This window comes from Pseudoalteromonas nigrifaciens, from assembly GCF_002221505.1.
GTDB lineage: Bacteria > Pseudomonadota > Gammaproteobacteria > Enterobacterales > Alteromonadaceae > Pseudoalteromonas > Pseudoalteromonas nigrifaciens.
Genome location: NZ_CP011037.1, coordinates 544,824 through 568,360 on the forward strand (window position 1 = coordinate 544,824; position 23,537 = coordinate 568,360).

26 protein-coding genes and 1 pseudogene are annotated in these 23,537 nt (G+C 38.7%); 17 read left to right on the plus strand and 10 right to left on the minus strand.

Going from position 1 to position 23,537, the window contains the following annotated elements; translation table 11 throughout:
• Positions 1-139 precede the first annotated feature (139 nt).
• On the minus strand, positions 140-271 hold the full coding sequence (locus PNIG_RS20230; RefSeq protein ID WP_011330067.1) for a putative transporter small subunit: 132 nt from the start codon (positions 269-271) through the stop codon (positions 140-142).
• A gap of 9 nt (positions 272-280) precedes the next feature.
• Entirely contained in the window at positions 281-1,906 is a 1,626-nt protein-coding gene (locus tag PNIG_RS18960) for a sodium:solute symporter family transporter (protein ID WP_089369266.1), read from the minus strand.
• 488 nt (positions 1,907-2,394) lie between these two features.
• Here PNIG_RS18960 and PNIG_RS18965 point away from each other — a divergent pair.
• A pseudogene (locus tag PNIG_RS18965) lies at positions 2,395-2,814 on the plus strand (thioesterase family protein); the annotation flags it as partial.
• A gap of 218 nt (positions 2,815-3,032) precedes the next feature.
• Here PNIG_RS18965 and PNIG_RS18970 read toward each other — a convergent pair.
• Both PNIG_RS18970 and trhA read right to left on the minus strand, forming a co-directional pair.
• Positions 3,033-3,662 (minus strand): trimeric intracellular cation channel family protein, encoded by a 630-nt coding sequence (locus tag PNIG_RS18970; RefSeq protein ID WP_011330070.1) that lies wholly within the window; start codon positions 3,660-3,662, stop codon positions 3,033-3,035.
• A 284-nt stretch (positions 3,663-3,946) separates the two neighbouring features.
• On the minus strand, positions 3,947-4,576 hold the full coding sequence (gene trhA, locus PNIG_RS18975; protein WP_089369268.1) for a PAQR family membrane homeostasis protein TrhA: 630 nt from the start codon (positions 4,574-4,576) through the stop codon (positions 3,947-3,949).
• 169 nt (positions 4,577-4,745) lie between these two features.
• Between trhA and PNIG_RS18980 the strand changes: the two genes are divergently transcribed.
• The 16 genes from PNIG_RS18980 (at position 4,746) to PNIG_RS19055 (ending at position 16,600) form a co-directional block, all read left to right on the plus strand.
• The gene (locus PNIG_RS18980; protein ID WP_011330072.1) at positions 4,746-5,087 is read left to right on the plus strand and encodes a hypothetical protein; all 342 of its coding nucleotides are present in this window, start codon (positions 4,746-4,748) and stop codon (positions 5,085-5,087) included.
• A 216-nt stretch (positions 5,088-5,303) separates the two neighbouring features.
• Positions 5,304-5,576, plus strand: a complete 273-nt coding sequence (locus PNIG_RS18985; protein ID WP_011330073.1) for a hypothetical protein — start codon at positions 5,304-5,306, stop codon at positions 5,574-5,576.
• A 219-nt stretch (positions 5,577-5,795) separates the two neighbouring features.
• A complete protein-coding gene (locus PNIG_RS18990) occupies positions 5,796-6,374 on the plus strand; it encodes an LON peptidase substrate-binding domain-containing protein (protein ID WP_011330074.1) in 579 nt (192 codons plus the stop codon).
• Positions 6,375-6,443: 69 nt separating this feature from the next.
• On the plus strand, positions 6,444-7,067 hold the full coding sequence (locus PNIG_RS18995) for a sigma-70 family RNA polymerase sigma factor (protein ID WP_011330075.1): 624 nt from the start codon (positions 6,444-6,446) through the stop codon (positions 7,065-7,067).
• Positions 7,060-7,734 (plus strand): ChrR family anti-sigma-E factor, encoded by a 675-nt coding sequence (locus PNIG_RS19000; protein ID WP_011330076.1) that lies wholly within the window; start codon positions 7,060-7,062, stop codon positions 7,732-7,734. Before PNIG_RS18995 ends, PNIG_RS19000 begins: the two co-directional genes overlap by 8 nt.
• 24 nt (positions 7,735-7,758) lie before the next feature.
• Positions 7,759-8,712: a YbgA family protein gene (locus tag PNIG_RS19005; protein WP_011330077.1), complete on the plus strand. Its 954-nt coding sequence runs from the start codon at positions 7,759-7,761 to the stop codon at positions 8,710-8,712.
• Positions 8,712-10,118, plus strand: coding sequence for a deoxyribodipyrimidine photo-lyase (gene phrB, locus PNIG_RS19010; protein ID WP_089369269.1), 1,407 nt, complete (start codon positions 8,712-8,714; stop codon positions 10,116-10,118). The genes PNIG_RS19005 and phrB overlap by 1 nt, the downstream gene beginning before the upstream one ends.
• A gap of 1 nt (position 10,119) precedes the next feature.
• Positions 10,120-10,548, plus strand: coding sequence for a nuclear transport factor 2 family protein (locus PNIG_RS19015; RefSeq protein ID WP_011330079.1), 429 nt, complete (start codon positions 10,120-10,122; stop codon positions 10,546-10,548).
• A gap of 2 nt (positions 10,549-10,550) precedes the next feature.
• Positions 10,551-11,261, plus strand: a complete 711-nt coding sequence (locus tag PNIG_RS19020) for an SDR family NAD(P)-dependent oxidoreductase (protein WP_089369270.1) — start codon at positions 10,551-10,553, stop codon at positions 11,259-11,261.
• Positions 11,258-12,514 carry an NAD(P)/FAD-dependent oxidoreductase gene (locus PNIG_RS19025; RefSeq protein WP_089369271.1) on the plus strand — a complete coding sequence of 419 codons (1,257 nt, stop codon included), beginning with the start codon at positions 11,258-11,260 and terminating at the stop codon, positions 12,512-12,514. The genes PNIG_RS19020 and PNIG_RS19025 overlap by 4 nt, the downstream gene beginning before the upstream one ends.
• On the plus strand, positions 12,507-13,244 hold the full coding sequence (locus PNIG_RS19030; protein WP_089369272.1) for a DUF1365 domain-containing protein: 738 nt from the start codon (positions 12,507-12,509) through the stop codon (positions 13,242-13,244). Before PNIG_RS19025 ends, PNIG_RS19030 begins: the two co-directional genes overlap by 8 nt.
• A 44-nt stretch (positions 13,245-13,288) precedes the next feature.
• Positions 13,289-14,551, plus strand: a complete 1,263-nt coding sequence (locus PNIG_RS19035; protein ID WP_089369335.1) for an SAM-dependent methyltransferase — start codon at positions 13,289-13,291, stop codon at positions 14,549-14,551.
• Entirely contained in the window at positions 14,529-15,029 is a 501-nt protein-coding gene (locus tag PNIG_RS19040) for a DUF2878 domain-containing protein (protein ID WP_011330084.1), read from the plus strand. Before PNIG_RS19035 ends, PNIG_RS19040 begins: the two co-directional genes overlap by 23 nt.
• Before the next feature lie 53 nt (positions 15,030-15,082).
• On the plus strand, positions 15,083-15,574 hold the full coding sequence (locus PNIG_RS19045) for a chalcone isomerase family protein (RefSeq protein WP_226898019.1): 492 nt from the start codon (positions 15,083-15,085) through the stop codon (positions 15,572-15,574).
• Position 15,575: 1 nt separating this feature from the next.
• Positions 15,576-16,115 (plus strand): DUF3833 domain-containing protein, encoded by a 540-nt coding sequence (locus PNIG_RS19050; protein WP_011330086.1) that lies wholly within the window; start codon positions 15,576-15,578, stop codon positions 16,113-16,115.
• A 209-nt stretch (positions 16,116-16,324) separates the two neighbouring features.
• Positions 16,325-16,600, plus strand: coding sequence for an HU family DNA-binding protein (locus PNIG_RS19055; protein WP_008166804.1), 276 nt, complete (start codon positions 16,325-16,327; stop codon positions 16,598-16,600).
• 152 nt (positions 16,601-16,752) lie between these two features.
• Here the strand turns inward: PNIG_RS19055 and ilvN are convergent, their stop codons facing one another.
• From ilvN to xni, 6 genes are all read right to left on the minus strand, one after another.
• A complete protein-coding gene (gene ilvN / locus PNIG_RS19060; protein WP_011330087.1) occupies positions 16,753-17,253 on the minus strand; it encodes an acetolactate synthase small subunit in 501 nt (166 codons plus the stop codon).
• Positions 17,253-18,977, minus strand: coding sequence for an acetolactate synthase 3 large subunit (locus PNIG_RS19065; RefSeq protein ID WP_011330088.1), 1,725 nt, complete (start codon positions 18,975-18,977; stop codon positions 17,253-17,255). The genes ilvN and PNIG_RS19065 overlap by 1 nt, the downstream gene beginning before the upstream one ends.
• Positions 18,978-19,415: 438 nt before the next feature.
• A complete protein-coding gene (locus tag PNIG_RS19070; RefSeq protein ID WP_011330089.1) occupies positions 19,416-20,423 on the minus strand; it encodes an isocitrate dehydrogenase in 1,008 nt (335 codons plus the stop codon).
• 187 nt (positions 20,424-20,610) lie between these two features.
• Positions 20,611-22,293 (minus strand): hypothetical protein, encoded by a 1,683-nt coding sequence (locus PNIG_RS19075; RefSeq protein ID WP_089369273.1) that lies wholly within the window; start codon positions 22,291-22,293, stop codon positions 20,611-20,613.
• Positions 22,294-22,305: 12 nt separating this feature from the next.
• Positions 22,306-22,689 (minus strand): DUF3192 domain-containing protein, encoded by a 384-nt coding sequence (locus PNIG_RS19080; RefSeq protein WP_089369274.1) that lies wholly within the window; start codon positions 22,687-22,689, stop codon positions 22,306-22,308.
• A gap of 69 nt (positions 22,690-22,758) precedes the next feature.
• Positions 22,759-23,532, minus strand: coding sequence for a flap endonuclease Xni (gene xni / locus PNIG_RS19085; RefSeq protein ID WP_089369275.1), 774 nt, complete (start codon positions 23,530-23,532; stop codon positions 22,759-22,761).
• Between the last annotated feature and the right edge of the window lie 5 nt (positions 23,533-23,537).

Consider the following 23,537-nt stretch of genomic DNA (forward strand, 5'->3'; position numbering starts at 1 on the left):
CCTGCTGTTTACTTAGCCACTTGCTTAATGAGTGCGCTGTTAAAATAGTGCTAGCGTTAAAGTGTTTATAACTAAGTGCTTAACGCAATAAAAAGGGCAAGTTAAATGCTTGCCCTAGTTTGCGTGTAAAGTGCATGCTTTACACTAAGTTTTTGCCTTTTTGTTTCGCATTTTTAAGATCTTTTATAAGTGAGCAAAGTAAAATAACAAATACACCAAAGGCAATCACAGGCCAAATTAATACATAAATAGTAAGTAATGTTGTAGACATAATTTTTCCTTATTTATTGTCACTAAATTCAACAACACGTTGCTTAATTAAAGCAAAATCAAACGCGCTTTTGTTGCTGGTTAAGGTAAGCACTACACAAATAATAGCGCTGGCACCGTAAGCGGTCAGTGAGCTTAGCAATACAATATAGTCGCGTAAAAAACCTAAAGTAAAAAACAGTAGTATTACGGCTGTTATTGCGCCCAAAATTAACCCCGCAGTGCGGCCAAAAAAACCAAAACACATTAAGCCAATAACAACACCGCCGCCTACGCTTGCTATTACCTCAAAAAACAACGCGACAGCGCCAGTTAATTCCAGCCACTCAAAGCGTGCGATAATAAAGAGTAAAAACGCGCCGGTTACCGCGGCAGTAAACGCCAGATTTGTCACCTTATTCCAATATAAGCTAGAAATAACCGGAAACACAATTGCGCCCCACAGTGCGCCAACAAAAATTAGCATTGAGAGAATATCGAGTTTAAGGCTTGCAAATATAACGCCTAACATGGTGGCAACAACCATGGTAAAGCGGCCAACCCAAAGCATTTTTTTAGGATTAGGGTTGTTTTTACTTAAATGTTTACCGTATACGTCGGTCATTATAATTGCCGATAAGGCTGACAAGTCAGAATCGGCGGTGGATGAAAGCGAGCCAATAATCATCACAAATAATACTAATACCATTACAGGTGACAGGTAGGTGGCGGCCATCTGTGGAATGAGGTTATTTAAATCACCGTCTATAGGTTGCACGCCGGCTAGTAACGCCAGTAAACCCAGCATACCTAAGCCTATAACAATAGAGCCATAACCTATGGTTGCTGTAATAAAGCTCGGTTTTATTAAGTCTTCGCGTACAGCAAATAAGCGTTGGGCAATAGTTTGATTACCAATAGCGTATGCAAGAACTGCAACAAAAAAAGGCGCGCCTTGCTCTAAAATGGCAGTAGTAGAGAAAAAGTCAGCTTGTTCTATTGTTAAATTACTCATGCCTTGAGTAAATAAGTCGGGGCCATCGAGCTCAAAAAATAGCATAGGAATAATAACCACAGCGGCGAGCATCATAGCCATTAACTGGCCAAAATCGGTAAAAACCGAGGAGCGAAACCCCGACCAAAAAGTGTATATAAGCACGCCAGAGCCTGCAATTAATACCCCTTCGGTAAAGTTCAGTGGTGATAAAATATCTACCAGCGCACCGGCTGCAGTAAAGTTAACCATTAAACTAATTATACTGCCGACTATGTTTGAGGAGGCTAAAATCATTTGGCTAGCACTGCCATGCCGCGCATGCATAATTTCGGCTAAGGTACGCGCATTTGGCGTAAGCTCTCTAAAGCGCTTACCAAAGGGGTAAATAAATAAAATCATCAGTGCGCCCCAAAAACCGTAATGGATTGCCCCCGATAAACCATATTTGTACCCTGAGCTTGCAGCAGCATAAAACGATGCTGCCCATATCCATGTGGCTGTCATACTCGCTGCAGACATGCTAAATCCAACGGATCCGTTGGAAACCATATAGCCATCGGCATTTTCTTGTTTTTTGCCAATACTTAGCGTGAATAAAAAGGTTAAACCATAAAAAGCAAATAAAACCAGCAGTATAGTGCTGGTACTAAACTGAAACATTTTGACTCCTTCGCCGCGTCACTCGTCATTACAATAGAGGTAATAAGGTGACGGTTATTATTTATTTTACGCAGTTAAAAACGCACGTAAATAATTAGAGGGCTACTAAAAACTTTATAAAATAGCTTAATAAAACTAGTAGCAAAAAATAGCTGATACGATCATCAGTAAAGAATAATGTAAGCAAAAACGCCCACATAAGAAATTAATGTTAACACAAATGGAGGATGTTATGTGATTTAGCTTGGTTTACAGTATTAAATGCTGAAATTGGTGCTGCTCAATATTTAATATAAATCAATTTTCCGCTAACGAATAACAACCAACAGGACAGCTATTTAATGTAATTACACAGCCAGTTTTCAGTGTTTGGTTAATACAGCAATAGCAGCTTAAGCCTTATCGTTACCCTAAAAGGAAGTAAAATGTCGCTCTACCCATTTAAAAAATATTCAGCCACAGTGCCCACCCAGTGAGTTGATTTTAACGGCCATATGAATACAAAATATTATGGTTTAGTTATTTACGATGCGCATATAGATTTTACCGAACATCTGGATTTAGGTGAGCGATACCGTTATGCAAATAACTGCAGCAAAGCATTAGTCGAAAGCCATTGTATTTTTGAAAGGGAGTTGTGCGAAGGCGATGAAATTGAGGTTGTGTCTTGGCTGTTGTACGTTGATGAAAAACGTATTCATACATTTCATGAAATATATTGCACCAATAAAGGGTATCGCGCCGCTGCGGGCGAGCACTTAGATTTGCATATTGATTTAGCAACCAGGCGAGTATCTCCATTTCCAAGTGAGGTGCTAGAGCGTTTAAAGGTAATAGAGCAGCAATTTTGCCAACTACCCAAGCCCGTTAAAGTGGGCAGTACAATTAAAATACCCAGCATAACTTGAACTATGGATAACAAATCTATTTCAAGCAGCTATTTTCGGCGCTAACTACGTTAAAATTACTTGCAATAGGCTAGCTATTGGCGCGTTAATTCGCCTTGTTTTCACTGAAAATCTCTTAATCAGAGTTCATGTTATATATTTCACGTTGATTTTATTTTAGCGGCAGGTAGAGCATAAGCTGCCGCTAAAGCGAAACACAAAGCGGTTAATTTTTAGCGTTATTTATTTTTAACTGTTCTTTTTCTAAATATGTTTGGCTGCCAACCCCAATGCAGCGCGCCCAAACGTAAAAATACGGTAATAAACAAGGAGCCTAAAATACACCATATATAAGACACTCCGAGTAAAAACAACGCTGCATAAGTTAAACCGCCCGACAGACACGCAGTAGAATACAGCTCTTCGCGCATTACTAGCGGAATTTCTCTGCAAATTACATCGCGCATTAGCCCGCCAAATATACCGGTAGTCATACCCATGGTAATGGCAACTATCATGGTAGTGCCTTCAATTAACGACTTTTCAATGCCGACAATGTTAAATATAGCCATGCCTAATACATCAACTAGCAGCATGTAATAATTAGATACGTGCGGTAAATGGCGAATAAACACCACCGCAATAAATATTGCGCCATAGGTGGCGTATAAATAATCGGGCTCTGCAATCCAAAACACTGGCTGATTTAATAATATATCACGCAGTGTACCGCCGCCAAGCGCAGTAACTGAGCCTACAACTACAACACCAAAACCCCCAATGTTTTTTTCGTGGCCTAATAAAGTGCCCGATATAGCAAAAAAGGCCACCCCAATTAAACTCATAAAATGAAAGTATTCAAACGCCATGGTGTGGTTTCCTTACCATAATTAGGAGAGGTAGAATTAATAAACAGTGTAGCGTATTTAAAATTTATTTTTGCTGAACACTCCCCCCACAACAATAGCTTTAATATGAAATTACGTAGGTTGGTTTAGGCGCAGTGAACCCAACGAAAAAAGGCAGCATCAATTAATCTAGGCGTTTTGCATTATAGATTGGCTTAAATAATTGGCTAAACTAAGCATCAATTTAATAAATAAAATAAACCTTATTCACGATTTTATCGGCTTTATCAGAGGACGCTTTCCTTTCAATACACATAACGACTAATACCTACATAGTGACAAACGCAGCCGGCAATAACAAATAAGTGCCAAATGGCGTGGCTAAATTGGGTGTTTTTGGCGCTGTAAAATACTGTGCCTAGGCTGTAAAAAATGCCGCCGGCAAGTAACCAATATAATGCGTTTACATTAATAACTAAGTAAAGCGGATAAATAATGGCGAGTGCAAACCATCCCATAAGTAAGTAGGTGGCAAGGGAGACTTTTTTATTACCATTGTGAACTAAAACTTTATACGCTACGCCAGCAAGTGCCACTGACCAAATAAAGGTGAGGGTTGCCCAAGACCAAATACCTGTTAACGACAGGTGTAAAAAGGGAGTGTAAGTACCGGCAATAAGAATATAAATAGCGCAGTGGTCGCACTTTTTATAAAATGCTCTGAGCCTAGGTTGTACACTGGCGTGATATAAAGTAGATGATAAAAACAAAATAAAGATGCTGGCGCTATAAATCGTTGCACTTATATAGGCTTTAGTGCTACTTGATTGATTAAACAGATCCCACATTACCCAGAAAGCAAATAACACACCTATTGCATGGCTAATTACATTGAGCTGTTCTTCTTTACGCGAATAGGGCGCATTCAATGACATAACTGATCCTACCACTTTTAATTGTTTTCAGTGTACGTGTGTACGCTGAATCTTTCAATTATTATAAGCAAACATAAGGGCAAACTTTCGCTTGCTTTAAAGGCTCATTAATTCAATATGTTTTACTACAAAATAGGCTGAACACTCAACTGTTACTTAAAGGAAAATTATGCAAAAAAGCTTTAAAGCAGCATTACTTAGCGCTTTAATTTACCCAGGTGCTGGGCACTTTGCGTTAAAAAAGCATTTAATAGGCGCTATTTTTGCGGGAGTATTTTCGGTTTTACTACTGTTAACTTTACAAGAGGTGTATGCAATGGCGCAATGCATAGCTAATGACATAGTAAACACAAGGGGCGGTGCTAGCTTTGATGATATTTTGGCTGCAGTAAAGCACCCATCAGCGCACTGTGCAGCATTAGGGCAATACCAGTATATTTACTTAATGTTGGTTATTTGGTTTTTGAGCATAGTAGATGCTTACAGGTTAGGTAGAAAGGCGGTTAAATAAACAGCGGTATTGGCGCATAAATAAAGCGTGTTATATTAACTAAAATTTAGCTGAAAAGTTAAATTAATTAGTTATATTAACCAACGCTGAATTTCATTTTCGGCTACTACTATTTAAATATATTTTATAAACAATGGGTTATATTTTTAATTTAGTGTGGCACATCCCTTGAATATGTAATTGAGTCGAAACAATACACAAACAAGGAAATCCATTATGAAACATTCAATTAAAATCGCTATGGCAAGTTTATTAGTATTAGGTTCGTTGCAAGCAAACGCAACCGAAGTTGACCTTGATGTAACTGATATGCTCACACAAACAATTACCAGCTATATATCGCAAACCACCATAGAGCTTGAAAACTCAATAAAAGACACGCTTACTTTTAATACCGAAACTATGCTTAATAGCTGGTTAAGTGAGCCATTAATTACCGATATTCAAGCTGAAATTAAAACCGAAAATACCGTTAAACCAGTGCAATAATATACGTCAATTATAAGGAATAACCCTATGAGCAGTGAATTTGGATTATTTGCTTTAATGCTGGCGCCGGTTGTAAGTATGATCAGCGCTTATTATTCGGTGCAATTACTTAAAAGTATGGGAGCGTGGTTTAATATTTAACATTGGTTTAATAAAAGCTGATCGACTTAGTTAAAGCGCACGTAAATGAAGGCAGAATGTTTTAAACAAGTAGACTTTATGAAACGTGCGATTTTTCCATTACCCTTATTTATCCTCCCTGACGGTTATACGCGTTTACGCATATTTGAACCTCGCTATTTAAATATGGTTAAAAGCGCATTAAAAGAAAACATTGGATTTGTGCTTTGTAGTTTTGAGCACGACACGCCATTTAATATCAGCGCCCAAGGTTGCCTAATGAACATTATTGACTTTGATCAAGATGATAATGGCATGCTACTTATAGATGTATGTGCTACTCAAAGTGTGCAAATAAACGATGTGTTTCAAGACGAGCAAGAACTGCGCTACGGTTTAATGTCGAACTGTAATACGCCTTATTGGTACACAGAGGCAAACAATAATATTGGCGAGCATAAACGCCTACAAGATACGCTGCGTGAAGTGTTCACTAATAACCCAGAGCTTAGTTCGTTATATAAACAAACCTATTTTGACAAGCTTACTTGGGTTGCTGCTCGATGGCTTGAGCTGTTACCTATATCTATTGAGAAAAAACAGCAACTTGCGTTTGAAACTAACTTTGATAACTTACTAAGTTTCCTCCATACTGTGATTAATAACGAATTTGCCTAATTTAATTTGATCCTTATTTAATTATTGCCCGTATTTACATGTACTAAAGCAATAACGGGATAAATTACTATGGTAAGTCAACAACAATCATTACGTTGTGAACCTAATACAGGTAAGTACACTGCCATGCCAGAAACGCCAAGTAAGGAATTGATGCAAGCATTAATTGATGTTGCACAAAGCCGCGATAAAAAAGCATTTGCTTATTTATTTGAATATTTTTCGCCAAAAATTAAACGTTTTGGTATCAAGCAATTTGGTATTGAAGCTCAAGCAATGGAGTTAGTGCAAGAAACACTAACATCGGTTTGGCGTAAAGCACATTTGTACAATAGTGACAAAGGGGCTGCGACTACTTGGGTTTACACGGTAATGCGAAATGCTTCGTTTGATATGCTGCGCAAAATGAAAAGCAATAAAGAAGAAAACATCAGCGAAGATATTTGGCCGTTATTGAACGAATCGCAAAATACGCATCACGAATACACAGATCATTTAGAAGATAAACAAATTAAACGCTACCTTGAAAAGCTACCAGTAGCTCAGCGGGAAGTAGTAAGAGGTGTTTATTTTCAAGATATGTCGCAAGAACAACTTGCACAACAACTTAATATTCCAGTAGGCACGGTAAAATCACGGTTACGTTTAGCCTTGCAAAAATTACGTAATGAAATGGGAGATCAGCATGATTAAACATCACCCGAGTGATACTTTACTGACACAATATTGCAGTGCATCACTTAGCGCATCGTTAAGTTTAGCTGTGTCTATACACGTAGATATGTGCCCAGTATGCCAAGAAAAAGTAACAAAGCTTGAAGCTGATAATGCAGCTGAAGTGTTTAACGATGCATTACCTTCAGAGGCTAAGGATGATACTAGTGGTTATTTTGAGCAAGAAAGCTCAAGCTTATTTGATTTAATAACCAGCGATACCAGTATTGATGAAGTATACGAAGTTGAACCAATTGCTGTTGAAATAAACCAGCAAAACTATCAACTGCCGCGTGCTTTAACACGTATTTCGCACAGCAAATTTACTCAAGTTGGCAAACTAGCCCGCTCGCGCGTTGCCCTAGATGATGGCCCATTACGTACCAGCTTATTGCACATTGCTGCGGGTGGAGAAATACCAGAGCATACTCATACCGGATTTGAGATTACTTTGTTACTAAACGGCGAGTTTAGCGACGAAGAGGGTAGCTACGTACCGGGTGATTTTATTTGGCAAGATGGCAGCCATCTGCACACACCGGTAACAAAAGAAGGCTGTTTATGCTTTACAGTAGTCAGTAGTGCGCTACATTTTAATAAAGGGCTGAGTAAGTTACTTAACCCAATTGGTAATTTAATTTACTAATATAAACAGTTTATTAGGGATATTATGCAAGCTGATACAATTAAAATAGGCATTAGTGCATGCCTAGCAGGCGAAAAAGTGCGTTTTGACACAGGCCATAAACGCTCAAACTTTTGTATGGATGAGTTTGCAAAGCATGTTGAATATACGCGCTTTTGCCCAGAGGTGGCGGTGGGTTTACCTATTCCAAGGCCAACTATTCGCCAAGTACGAGTAGGCGATACAATAAAAGTGTGTCGCCCTGATGGTTCTGGCGACGTTGGACCACAACTTACTGCTTACGGTATTAAAGTAGCTACCGAACAAGCGAAAGAGTTAAGCGGCTTTGTGTTTTGTGCTAAAAGCCCAAGCTGTGGCATGGAGCGCATTAAAATATACAACGAAGCGGGCACTGGTAACACATCAGAAGGTGTTGGTTTTTTTGCAGAGCAAATAATGAAGCACAATCCATTATTACCGTGCGAAGAAAATGGCCGTTTAAACGACATGCACTTGCGTGAAAACTTTGTAATGCGAGTGTATACGTTTAAAAATTGGCAAAAATTAATACAACAGCCATTGAACGTTCATCGCTTAACCCAGTTTCATGCGCAATATAAATACTTGTTAATGGCGCATAATTACCAAGCTTACCGCGATCTAGGTCATCTGTTAGGTACGTTTTTAGGTGATGACGTAACCGAGCTTGCTGATAAGTACATTTTAGGTTTGATGAATGGACTTAAAAAGCCAGCCTCACGCAAAAATAATTGTAATACCTTAATGCACTTACAGGGCTACTTTAAAAAAGATTTATCGTCAGTCGAAAAACAAGAAATGCGAGAAGCAATTGATGAATACAGCGATGGTTTAGTGCCTCTTTACGTGCCACTTACTTTGCTAAAGCATCATTTAAAAGTGCACCCAAACGAGTATCTTGAAAAACAAGTATTTTTTAATCCTTATCCTAATGAATTAAAACTACGCTACGGTATTTAATGAACACATTATTTTGGTTTAGGCGCGATTTGCGCCTTTTTTCTAATGAGGCGCTAATTCAAGCGCTTAATAATGGCGCTAACCACGCTATTTTTTTTATCTGCGAAAAACAATGGCAGCAGCATCAAGCAGCGCCAATACAAATTGACTTACTTAAACGTCGCATTACTTACCTGCACCAGCAACTTGCTGATCACGGCATTACCTTACACATTATTGATGCGCCAGACTTTGCTGATTGCGAAACTCAACTCATTGATTTTTGTAAGGCTAATAATGTTAAGCATGTAATTGCCAATACCGAGTATGAACTAAACGAAGTAAACCGCGATAAAGCCATTTTAGCAAAGTGCGATGAGCTTTCTATTACGTTTACCTTGTACGAAGGCGATTTAATTGCCCCGGTAGGCAGCGTTAAAAACCAAAGCAACGAAATGTACAAAGTATTTACGCCATTTAAGCGCGCTTGGTTAAAACAGTACATTGAGGTGCATTTTTCTTTGCCGCAGTGGCCTGTAGAGCACGTTAGCGGCGGTGCGCAGTTAAGCAAAAACGAAACAAATTTACTCAAAGGCGATAGCAGCTCTGAAAAATGGCCCGTTGATGATAAAACATTGGCCACTGTGGTCGATAACTTTATTTGCGATAAACTAACAAGTTACGACGATCACCGTGATATTCCCAGTATTAAAGGCACCTCAGGCCTTAGCCCTTATTTAGCGCTAGGTATTATTAGTACTAAGCAATTATTAATAAATATACAGCAGCGCTACCCGGATATTTTAAGCACTTCAAAAAGCAAAACCTTTACTTGGGTTAATGAGCTTATTTGGCGTGAATTTTATCGGCATTTAATTGCGCAATTTCCAAAGCTTTCGCGTGGCGATAATTTTAACGAAAAGTATAACGCGGTAGTTTGGCGTAGCAGCGATGACGAATTTAAAGCATGGTGCGAAGGCCGCACAGGTTACCCGCTTGTTGACGCTGCGATGAGGCAACTCTTGCAAACCGGGTGGATGCATAACCGTTTACGCATGGTGGTTGCTAGCTTTTTAACTAAACACCTACTTATAGATTGGCGCAAAGGCGAGCGTTTTTTTATGCAACATCTTATAGATGGCGATTTGGCCTCTAATAATGGTGGTTGGCAGTGGGCGGCCAGTACCGGGTGTGATGCACAGCCTTACTTTAGAGTTTTTAATCCTATAAGACAAAGTGAACGCTTTGATCCAAACGGCGAATTTATTCGTAAATACATACCAGAGCTTGAAAACGTGCCAGATAAACACATTCACTTTCCACATAGTTATTTAGCTTCATTGGGGCAAAGTGATTCGTGTTATTGGCCAGCAATTGTTGATCATAAAGCGGCGCGAGAGCGTGCCCTAGCAGCATTTAAGGTATGATATGGATAACCAGTTACCAGTAGATAAGTTTGTAGATATATATCAAAAACTTAATAATAGTAACCTCGATTTATTAAGTGAAATTTACTGCGACGATATACAATTTACCGACCCAATGCACAACATTAATGGCATTGTTGAGCTGCGCAAATACTTTGCTAATTTGTATAGCAATGTTACGCATTGCCAGTTTGATATAACTGATTCCTTCAGTGTTGCCAATAATGCCTTTGTGTATTGGAGTATGCATTATGTGCATCCTAAATTAGCCTCAGGAAACACCATTACTGTGCAGGGGCACAGTAAGCTTACATTTAACGGTGACAAAATAATTGAGCACCGCGACTATTTTAACGTAGGCGAGCTACTGTATAAGCATATTCCTTTATTAGGCCGTATTATTAAGCTTATAGATAAAAGGGCGGGCTAATTATGATCACACTTATTACCGGTGCTACCTCAGGTATTGGCGAACAATTAGCAATAAAATATGCCGAGCAAGGCGATACTGTTATTGCTTGCGGTCGTAACAGCGAAAAGTTAGCTGAGCTTGCTAAGCATAACAACATTCAAACCTGCCAATTTGATGCCACAAATTTACAACAAATAAAATCTGCTACCATTGGCTTTGCTCATTTTGATCGGGTCATACTCAATGCTGGTAACTGCGAATACGTTGACGATGCACGAAATTTTGACAGCGCCTTATTTGAGCGAGTCATTAGCGTTAATTTACTGGCTATGGGGTATTGCTTAGAAGCTTTATTACCTAAAATAAATAGTGGTGGCCAGCTGGTGTTAGTCAGCTCAAGTGTAACCTATTTAGCACTACCGCGCTCAGAGGCGTATGGCGCTTCTAAAGCGGGTGTAAGCTACTTGGCTAAAAGCTTAGCAATTGATTTAAATGACGTTGATGTAACCTTAGTGCATCCTGGTTTTGTTAAAACCCCTCTAACTAATAAAAATGACTTTCCTATGCCTATGGCCGTTACAGCGCAAAAAGCGGCAGACTACATGATAAAAGGCATACACAAGCGTCGTAAAGAAGTGCATTTTCCGTATCGTTTTACACTACTATTAAAAGCACTGCGCATATTACCATTGCCGCTGTGGCTCAAAATTGCAAAAGGACTAGCGCGTTGAAAAAAATAGCTATAATTGGCACTGGCGTTTCAGGTTTAACCTGTGGGCATTTATTGCATAAGCACTATGATGTAACGCTATTTGAAAAAAACAATTACATTGGTGGCCACACGGCTACGGTTGATGTGCAAGTTGATGGTATTGAACACGCTATTGATACTGGTTTTATTGTATTTAATAACAGAACCTACCCTTATTTTGAAAAGCTATTAGCGCGTATTGGCGTTGATAAGCAAGAAACAGAAATGAGTTTTAGTGTACATAACGATGCCACAGGTTTTGAATACAACGGCCATACCTTTACGAGTTTATTTGCACAGCGTCGTAATATTTTTAGACCAAAATTTTGGCGTTTACTGTACGACATAGTTAGGTTTAATAAATTATGTAAAACAATACACGAGCAAGGCAGCTATAAAGCCGATCACTCATTAGGTGAGCTACTAAGTGAGCATAATTTTAACGACTTTTTTAAATATCATTATATTTTACCTATGGGCGCTGCTATTTGGTCTACCAGCATTAAAGAAATGCAAAATGTAGGCGTTGAATTTTTTGTTAAATTCTTTTTTAATCATGGCTTATTAGATGTAGTAAACAGGCCGCAATGGTATGTAATACCCGGTGGTTCTCGTCAATATATTAACCCGCTAATTAGAGGCTTTGCCGACAAAATTAAACTCAATACAGATATTAAATCAGTAACTAGAGCTGCCGATAAAGTAACCATAGTGTTTGCTAATGGTGAGCAAAGCGAGTTTGATAAAGTGATATTTGCTTGTCATTCAAATCAGGCGTTAGCGTTATTGGATGATGCCAGCGAGCAAGAAAAGTCAGTGTTGGGCGCTATTCCTTATACCGAAAATTCAGTGGTACTACATACCGATACTAATTTATTACCCGACAGAAAAGCAGCCTGGGCTAGTTGGAATTATTTACTCAATAATAATACCGATAAAGCGGCTGTTGTTACGTATCAAATGAATATACTTCAAGGGTTACAGTCAGATACGCAGTTTTGTGTAACATTGAACCATCTACAAGGAATAGAAAAGAGTAAAATATTACGTGAATTTACTTACCATCACCCAGTATTTAACCAAGAATCGATAGCCGCGCAGCAACAAAAGCACAGCATTGACGGGAAAAATAATAGCTATTTTTGTGGTGCGTATTGGTATAACGGTTTTCACGAAGATGGGGTGCATAGTGGCGTAGACGTTGCCAAACAGCTTGGGGTTGAATTTGACTAGCGCTGTATATTTAGGCGATGTAAAACATCGCCGTTTTGCGGTTAAAAGCCATAGCTTTAGTTACCCTTTGTACATGATGTGGGTTGATTTAAATAACCCACAGCAATTAAACGGTGTGCATAGCCAATTGGGCAGTTCAGGTTTTAAAGCTCTTAAATTTAACCAAGCAGACTATCTAAATAAAGACCCGCAATTAAATACCTTTTCGTTAGTAGCGCGCGCGCGCAAACACCTTGCAAAGCTAGGTGTTAAACAAACCTTTAGCCATGTTTATATGCTGGGGCAATTACGCTGTTTAGGTATTTACTTTAGCCCAGTAAATTTTTATTTTTTTGGCCATAACGATACAAAATTTAGTTACATGATCGCAGAGGTTAGCAACACACCTTGGAATGAACGCCACTATTATTTAGTTCCGTTAGAAAAAAAAGTGAACTTTAAGAAAACCTTTTCCGTATCACCTTTTATGGACTTGGACATGAACTACCACTGGCATATTCGACAAACGCAGGATAAAGCATTAATACAGATTAAAAATATACGCGACGAGCAGGTATTATTCGACGCTACACTAAGGTTAAAACGCCACGAATTAACTGAGCAACAAGTAAGTAGGTTGCTTAAACGTTTTCCGGCGATGACTTGGTCAATTTTTAAGGGTATTTATTATCAAGCATTAAAGTTGTTTATTAAAAGAGTGCCTTTTTTAGGCCACTCAGGTAAGCCATAAAGCAAGTTGTTATGTTGTTTAAGAGTAATAATATAGGTGATTTTATGGAAAAAGCGACGCATTTACGTTGTCAAAATAATCGAAGCTGGCTTACTAATTTATATAAAAAAATAGTATTTAAAGCCTTTTCATCGATTCAAACAGGGCAAATAACGTTAGTTGATAATAACGAACGCATTACTTTTGGCGATTTATCGTCAGCTGCAAAAGTAACGATTACTGTTAATAATAAAGCAATGTACAAAGCATTTTGTTTGTCGGGTAGTGTGGGCGCAGGCGAGTCTTATATTTTAGGACAATGGTCTTGCGATAACTTAACTCAGCTGATCGAAATATTTGCAATTAATCAAAATCAATTAGATGCTTTTGAAAAAAAGTTTTCTTTTTTCAGTAATATTGTCAATCGCTTAAATCACTTAAAAAACAAAAACTCAGAATCGGGTTCGAAAAAAAATATTATTGCTCATTATGATTTAGGGAATGATTTATACGAATCGTTTTTAAGCAAAGAAATGCTCTATTCGTGTGCAGTCTATCCCGAAAAAGAAGCAACCTTAGAGCAAGCTCAACAGTATAAGTTACAACGAATTTGTGAACAAGTTGAACTACAAAAAGGCGACTCGGTAATAGAGATAGGCACCGGATGGGGGGCATTCGCAATTTATGCAGCTACTCATTACGACTGCTATGTTACTACCACGACTATATCTGATGAGCAGCACGACTATGTTGAACAAAAAGTGAAGCAACTTGGGCTTGAACATAAAATAACTTTGCTTAAATTAGACTACCGTTCACTTAAAGGGCAATACGATAAACTGGTTTCAATTGAGATGATTGAAGCGGTAGGGCACGATTACCTACCAAGCTTTTTTACTCAATGTAGTGCGTTATTAAAAGATGATGGCGCTATGCTTATTCAGGCGATTACTATTGGCGATCAGCGTTATAAACATTATTTAAAAAACTCAGATTTTATTCAGCAATATATTTTTCCTGGTGGTTGTTTGCCATCGTTAAATGAAATGAGTGAACAAATTAAAAATAATACCGATATGGTTATTCATACCGTAAACGATATTGGTGCCCATTATGCACGTACACTTGCCGATTGGCGTACGCGCTTTATACAAAGCTGGCCAGACTTAGACAGCTCTAAATTTGATGAGCGCTTTTATCGTTTGTGGTTATTTTACTTTGCTTACTGCGAAGGTGCATTTAGAGCACGTGCAACTAGTACCGTGCATTTAATGGCGCGTAAACCACGTTTTATCAGTACTGATGATGAAATTGCACTCGGTTATTAATTTTGTGTTATTTCAAGCAGTGTGGTTTTTATCCTTACTGCTTGAATCAAGCTCTGTTGTGTTTAGTAGCGCTATTATTGCGTTGATGTTTTATTTATCAAAACAAAAGAAGCACGACGCATTACTGGTTTTAGTGGCTTTGCCCTTGGCTTTATTGAGCGAGTTTATTGCCGTTAAAAGTGGCTTATTAGAGTTTAAAGTATCCCCATTTCCTGTTTGGCTTGCCTTATTGTGGTTTGCATTACTGCTTAGCATAAACACCTCAATGCGCTTTTTAATCTCACTAAAACTTTGGCAAGTATTTATTATTTGCCTTGTGTTTTCCCCTGCAAGTTACTGGGCCGGCGCGCGCTTTGAAGTGCTAAATTTAGGCCTGCCACTATTGGAGTTTTGGCTGGTATACGGTGCTCTTTGGGCTGCTGTATTTACTTTAATTATTTTAGCTAATTTAAAACTTAAATTACTTATTACTCGCTGATCCTCGCCCTTGCCGCTCCCGTATGATTATTCACTTACCTGAAGGGATTTACCATGAACGCTATATTTAAAGTACTGTGTATTTGTTTACTCACAACGAGTTGTGTTGCTGCGGCACAAATTAGCTTAACGAAGGTAGGGGATGCGCGGATGGAGTATTTATTTTGGGATGTATACGACGCTACGTTATTTACTACAACGGGAGAGTATAAGTTAGGCGATAATCCGATTAAATTTAAGCTGACTTATTTGCGTGACTTTGCTGCTAAAGACATAGTAAAAGCGACCAACGAGCAGTGGCAACATTTAGGTAAAAAACAGCTAACAACGCAATATAGCGATAAATTATTAGCGATGTGGCCAAATATAAAAAAAGGCGAGTCGTTAACGCTCGTAACAGACAAGCAAGGGCTTAGTGTTTTTTATCATAATGATAAACACATTGGTGAAATTAATGAGCCTGGCTTTGCCGCTGACTTTTTGGCGATTTGGCTGAGCGAAAATACCTCTGAGCCCGCACTTCGAAAGCAATTATTAGGAAATTAATATGACAATTTTAAATTATGCAAAAGTAACCTTTGCCGCTATATGTGCGCTGTTATTGGTAAGTTGCTCTGCCCCCAATGTCGAACATTACAATAACACCTCTCCAGAATTTGACTTTAAAACGTTTTTTAGCGGAAATTTAAAAGCCTATGGCGTTGTACAAGACTATAAAGGTGAATTAACCCGCAAGCTCGTGGTTGACATGCATGCAAGCTGGGAGGGCAACCAAGGCGTTATAGAAGAAGATTTTATTTATGATGATGGTGAAACTCAAAAACGTATTTGGAAAGTAACACTCAATGATGACAAGAGTTTAACCGGCACTGCAGATGATGTTTTAGGCACAGCTAAAGGGAAAAGTGATGGCAGTGTATTTCATTGGAATTACGATGTTGAACTGCCTTACGATGGCAGCACTTTAACGGTAAACTTTGATGATTGGATGTACTTGGTAACACAAACTCGCTTGATAAACCGTACGTCTATTGTTAAGTTTGGTATCGAAGTTGGGGAAGTTACCTTGGTTATCGAAAAAATATAGCTTATGACTTTGTGGCTTAACTTGCGTTAAAATTGCACTTAAATTAAGTCTTTGTTAACTCAACACGCTGTATTTTACCGATAATTATTTTAATTTTACGCATTTTATAAGATTTTAAGCAAAAAATGCAATTTGCTGTTGCTAACTCTTCAAAAATGCATAAAGATAGGTTTTGCGAAGGCAAAATAATAACGAATAGGAATCAAATAATGAATAAAGCTCAATTAGTTGAAAAAATTGCTACTGATGCAGAAATCTCTAAAGCCGCTGCTACACGCGCTCTTGACGCGTTTACTGGCGCTGTAACTTCTTCTTTAAAAGAAGGTGATTCAGTAGCGTTAGTTGGTTTTGGTACTTTTTCAGTTAAAGAACGTGCAGCACGTACTGGCCGTAACCCACAAACGGGTGCTGAGATCCAAATCGCAGCGGCAACTATCCCAAGCTTTAAAGCAGGTAAAGGTCTTAAAGATCAAGTAAACCTTTAATTGTAGGTTTATCTAATTAAATGAAAAGAGGGCCTTTTAGCCCTTTTTTTTATGCCTAAAATATTTGCCAACCTTGATAACATTATAATTACATTTAATAATTGTAATAAAGTTAATCCACCTTTATTAAGGTGGATTAACTTTTTAGTTATTTATTTGGCTTTTAGGGCTTTATCGCCACGGCCAATGCCAACTGCACCAGAGCGCACTACCTCAATAATGTCGGTTTCGTGGCGTAGCGTATCTAAAAATGATTCAATTTTATCTGTGCTACTCACTAACTGTAGGCTATAACTTAGCCGGCCCATATCTAAAATAGTCCCTTGGAATACATCTGCTACGCGGGTAACCGCTGCGCGTGTTGTTTCGTCTTGGGCAAATACTTTAACCAATAATAGTTCACGCTCAATATGACTCATTTCGGTTAAATCAATAATTTTTAGTACATCAACAAGCTTGTTTACCTGTTTGGTAATTTGCTCTACTACACGGTCATCACCCATAGTGGTAATAGTAATGCGCGATAAAGACTGATCATCCGTTGTGCCAACTGTTAGGCTGTCGATGTTATAAGCACGCTGCGAAAATAATCCTACAATACGCGACAGTGCTCCTGGTTCGTTTTCTAATAATATAGATAAAATACGACGCATTATGCTTTTACTCCTTTACGTAGCCACATCTCATCAATGCCACCAAACTTAATTTGCATTGGGTATACATGTTCTTTTTCGTCTACAAGAATGTCTAAAAATACTAAACGATCGTTAATCGACATGGCTTTGTCGATAGCCGGTTGTAACTCATCTAGGGTGTTTACTTTAATACCTACATGGCCGTAGCTTTCTACTAATTTAACAAAATCAGGCAAAGATTCCATGTAAGATGATGAATGACGCCCGCCATACACCATATCTTGCCATTGGCGTACCATGCCTAAAGAGCGGTTATTTAATGACACGACTTTTACCGCTAAGTTATATTGTAAACACGTAGCTAGCTCTTGAATATTCATTTGAATAGAGCCGTCGCCAGTAATACATACCGATTCTTTATCCGGAAAAGCAAGTTTTACACCCATGGCTGCAGGTAAGCCAAAGCCCATAGTGCCAAGGCCGCCTGAGTTGATCCACTGACGCGGATGTTTAAACGGGTAATACTGGGCTGCAAACATTTGATGTTGGCCAACATCAGAGCTTACATAAGCGTCGCCATTGGTGGCTTTATAAACCGCTTCAATTACGGCTTGCGGTTTAATTGCATCGCCATCGGTGTTATAGCTTAAGCACTTTTGTTCGCGCCAACTGATAATTTGACGCCACCAATCTTCTTGGGCGCTGCGATCAATTTGAATAGGGCTCTTATCAATACCAGCTTGTAGCTGCTCTAGTACGGTTGCAAGACAGCCAACTACCGGAATGTGAGCTTTAATTGTTTTAGAAATAGACGTTGGATCAACATCTACATGCACTATAGTGGCGTTGGGACAAAATTTTTGCACATTATTGGTGACCCGATCATCAAAACGCGCCCCTAATGCTAATATTACATCGGCATTAGCCATGGCTTTATTGGCTTCAAGGGTGCCATGCATACCTAGCATGCCTACAAAGTTTGGATGCACACCTGAAATGCCACCTAGCCCCATAAGGGTATTGGTAATTGGCGCATTTAGTGACTCTACCAAGTGAGTTAATTGCTCAGAAGTGTTTGAAATTACAATTCCGCCGCCAGAGTACACTACCAGTTTTTTTGCTTCTAGTATGGCGGTAACGGCTTTTCGTATTTGTTTTGAGTGGCCTTTAGTGTTTGGGTTGTAAGTTCTTAAATCGGTAGATTTAGGAAATTCATAATCAAACTTTATCTCAGGGTTTAGCATGTCTTTTGGCAGCTCTACTACCACTGGGCCTGGGCGGCCTGTGCTGGCAATATAAAAAGCTTTAGCTAAAATAGTTGGGATATCTTTTGCGCTTCTGCAGTTAAAACTGTGCTTTACTATAGGGCGCGAGCAACCAACGATATCGGTTTCTTGAAAAGCATCATCACCAATCAAGTTGGTAGGTACTTGCCCTGATAGCACGACCATTGGAATGGAGTCCATATAGGCTGTAGCAATGCCGGTAATACAGTTTGTAGCACCAGGGCCTGATGTTGCCAATACTACGCCTACATCGCCAGTAGCACGCGCATAACCATCGGCCATATGTGTGGCGGCTTGCTCATGACGAACTAAAATATGTTCAATGTCGTCTTGCTGGAAAAGCGCATCGTATAAATCTAATACTGACCCCCCGGGGTAGCCAAATATGTATTTAACCTTTAATTCTTTTAATGCCTGAACAACTAGTTCAGAACCATTATATTGTTGTTTGCTCATCCTCATTCCTCTGCCGTTATTTTTATGCATAAAAAAACCCCCGCATGGGGCGGGGGTTTTTAAAAAGCAGTATCACCTTTCAATACATCCCCGCTGGGCTTATAACTAAGACCAGTACGAGCACGACTAATAGGCGAATTGTAGTATTCATAATTAATTACTCTATTACAAAGCGTTAATACTGCTTTAAACTAAAATTGTGTATGTGGTTATTTTTAAGGGTTTTGAGGGAGTATGTCAACTGTGAAATGGCTTTTCTGCATTATTTTTTCTCATCATGCTATTTTTGTGCTGGAGTTAGTTGTTTTTTGAGGTTTTAAAGTAAGTGGGGGGAGGTTTTATGCAGGTTTGCAATTTTGAATATTAAAAAGCCAGCAATTGCTGGCTTTTTATATCAGTACGCTTACAAGTACTTATGTATGTACTTTATACTTTATATTACAAACGGTCGATAACAGCTTGAGTAAAGTCTGTTGTACCGTGGCTGCCGCCTAAATCGCGAGTAGTACGATCGCCTGACTTAATCACATCAGCAACTGCACTTCTAATGCGCTCTGCGGTGTCGCCCATATTTAAATGCTCAAGCATTTGAATAGACGCTAAAATTACAGAAGTAGGGTTAGCTAGGTTTTTACCTGCAATATCAGGCGCACTGCCGTGTACTGCTTCAAAAATTGCAGTATCTTCGCCAATGTTAGCACCTGGTGCCATGCCTAAGCCGCCAACTAAACCAGCACATAGGTCTGATAAAATATCACCAAATAAGTTTGTGGTTACTATTACGTCAAACTCTTCTGGCGTCATTACTAGTTTCATACAGGTTGCATCAACAATCATTTCGGTTGATTCAATTTCTGGGAAACGTTCTGCAACTTCACGCGCTACTTTTAAAAACAGGCCTGAAGTAGATTTTAAAATATTTGCTTTATGTACCGCTGTTACTTTTTTACGGCCTTCACGTACTGCTAGCTCGTAAGCAAACGTTACGATTTTTTCTGCGCCTTCGCGAGTAATAACAGATTTTGCTTCTGCTTCGTTACCATCTTCACTTACAATTTGACCAGCGCCAGAGTACATACCTTGGGTGTTTTCACGAATAGTGATGATATCAATATCATCATAACGTGCTTTTGTGCCTACAAACGATTTAACAGGACGTACGTTTGCGTACAAACCAAATTGCTTACGTAGTGTTACGTTTATAGAAGTAAAGCCTTCACCAACTGGCGTTGTTAAAGGACCTTTTAAGGTGATTTTGTTTTTAGCGATAGTATCGATTGTGTCTTGCGGAAGTAACTCACCTGTTTTTTCAAGTGCAGCTAGGCCAGCATCAACAAATTCATAATCAAAATCGCATCCTGCGGCTTTTAGTATTTCAAGTGCTGAGTCGATAATGCTAGGGCCGATGCCGTCGCCTTTGATCACTGTTATGGTTTGTTTGGCCATTAACTTATCCTTTAAAGAGTTTGATTTGCACATAAATTGTGGCTCCGAGGGAGCAACTGCTTGTTAGAAAATTTATGTGAACGAGCTTGAGAGTTCAAGGGCGCATTTATACCAATTATTAAGTCATTTTGCCAGTTTATACTATTAATACTGGGTATAACCGCTGTTTATAGTTAAAATAAGTAGCTTAAATACTATCAAACAAAGCTAATGTTTGAAGTTTGTCATAAAAATCGGCTTGATTGTCCCAGCCCTGGGCTATTAATTGCTGCTTAAGTGTTTGCTGTTGCCAAGGTGTTAATGCTGTTTTTGGCTTAAACACGCTTTGCGCCACGACTTTAAATGCTACCCATAACTTACTTTGCTCAGTGAGTTCGTTTTTAGCTACTTGTTCGGCATCTAATAATGCAAAGGTCCATGGGTTATCACTTAAAAGCGCTGATAACTGCTGATTTAAATGCTTACTATCCATGTTTTCTATGCCAAAAAATGCGCACATAGGTGTATCGGATGATTTATTGGGGGCGTGCGCTATAGGCGTCTTTCTTGAAAGTTGCGTACTACAATGTATTAATAAGTAATGCGCGTAAGCATATAAAGGTAAACAAATATGCTCAAACTGATATTGCTTATTGTTATAGACCAATAGCCTCATTATATCGACCATACATTTGAGTCGATTAACTAAAAAAGCATGTAAAGGATGCGGAATAGCAAAAACTAGTTGCTCAAACACCACGCGCTGTATAATAGCAGGGGCATTATTGTAGCCAACCATAGACAAACTATGCGTTAAATTTTTAGCGGCTTGATGCTCTTTGTTATATGGTTTAACTGCTTGGCATAAGCTTTTAATAACATTAGGGTGTGGGGCTAATAAAGTATTTATATTGTTAAAGCTATACTCTTGTTGCAGTTTAATAAGCCCAATTAGATCATATAATGTGCTTTGGGTACTGGGAGTTGCGGCTTTTATATTTACATATTCAGTATCCCACACTTTATAAAGTATACGTTTATCAGCGCATAGCCATTGTACTGCGTTATCGTTAAGCGTTGCTTTTACCCTGTACCAAACTATTTTGTTCTTTAAGCTTTTAATAAGTATGTGGCGCTGCTCGGCGTCGGTTGCTAAATAAATCATTGCTTGTTCGGCATATAAAACTCGGCTCCCGGGGAGCAAAGGACCAATATGCGCAATTAATGATTTTAAGAGCCGCTGAGCAAATAAATTTGGGGTTCGCAAATATAAGTCGCCTATCGCTTTATAAAAATTTATTTGCTGATTTGCTGCATTACACGTGAGGTTAACTGCCAAAATATTAGCTAACGCCACAATTATTGTGCCGCCATCGTATAACATTATTTTAGGGGTGCTTACTAAAGCGTGTTTATATTTACTCAGTTTAGCTAATACTTGAGTAATACTATGGGCAGGTTGCTTTGCGGTTAGTAATACGCGCGCTGCAAGTTTGTGGCGTAATTGCCATATTTGGCTTTCGGTACTGGTAAACGCTATTTGTTTGGACAGTTTATTAAGTTGAGCGCCTACGCACAAGTGCTCAATTAATGACGCACTAATATACAGCTCACTTAGTTCGTCATCGTAATTTTGGCTTACGCACAGTGCGGTTGTTAAAATACATTGGTTAATTACAAGGTTGGTAGCAAAGTCGTACTGAGTTTTATAAAGCATAAGTTGCGCTTGTAGAGCACTCGGATTTTGCTTATAAAGGGTTCGGTATTGCTCTGCAAGTTTGCACACTAGCGGATAAAAGGTAGGCCATTGTTTTTTATTATTGTATGAAGCTAAAAATAGCTGCGTATGCTCAAGCAACCTTTTTAGCTTTATTGATACAGGCTCATCCATTATGCCGTTTCCCTAACCTGGTTTTAGATATTGATCGTAAGCACTGGGACCCCATAAAATGAGCTGCCCGTTTTTAAATAATAAGCCGGTACATTCATCTATAGTAGTAATGCCGTCAGATGTTTTATGCTGGGTACGATAAAAAACAATTTGCCATACTTGCTCCTCATCACGCTTAGCAAAGGTAAGATCTGGGCTACCTAAATATTCGAGTACACTATTGAGGGTTGCAGTGTCTTCTATTTTTAGCTTTTCGATATAGCGTTTATTATAGGCTTCTCTGTCTTGCCAAATCATAGCTTGTGGATCATCTTTATAAAAAACGATCACTAACGTGGCTATTAGCGCATACAGCCCTAAACCTAAAATTAAATATCTAAAAAACTTTTTGAACATTACTTACTCTACTAACCATCACTACTAATAGTATACGTATTGTCGTACGGCAGTGCTATTAACTTGCGACTAATTAAGCCTTAACTGCTTTAAACTAAAGCCTAAGTTTATATCGGTGCGTAAACTAACCAGTTGCTTTGAAATAACATACATATCCATATTTTCAGTTAGCTTTTTACGTAAGCTGGCATTAAGAGCATCGTCATTGAGTGCATCCTCGACAGAGCTATAGTTATTAACTAGTAGCTGCGCCGATTTAGTGCCTATGCCTTTTACGCCCGGAATATCATTGGTTTTATCGCCAGCAAATGCCCAAAACTCTACTAGTTTTTTTTGCTCAACGCCAAAGCGTTGCTTAATACTATCTTGATCTAAATAATGTTTTTTAAAATAATCATACACAGCTATATGCTCATTTAAAAAAGGTAAAAAGCCTTTATCAGTTGAGACAATCACACTGCTGATGTTGTTATGTGATGCCTTATTTGCAAGGGTTGCAATAATATCATCAGCTTCATCGTTTATTGGTTCAAACACTACAATACCGGTTTCTTCAATGGCGGCTTTAAATTGCACTAATGCATCTTTAAGTATTTGTGGCATAGGAGCACGGGAGTGTTTGTAATCTTTATAAAAATGATAGCGCCAACTTTTATCGCCATCAAATACGGCAATGGCATGGGTTGCTTTAGTGCTGCTTAAAAGTTTTGAGCAGGCATGCGCTACACGTGAGCAGCTTGCTTTAAGCATTTGCTCATCACTGTGATGTTTTTGATTCGCGTCTACCGCGTAAATGCGCCTAATTAAATTAAGCGCATCAATAAGTAATAAATGGGGTTTCAATACAG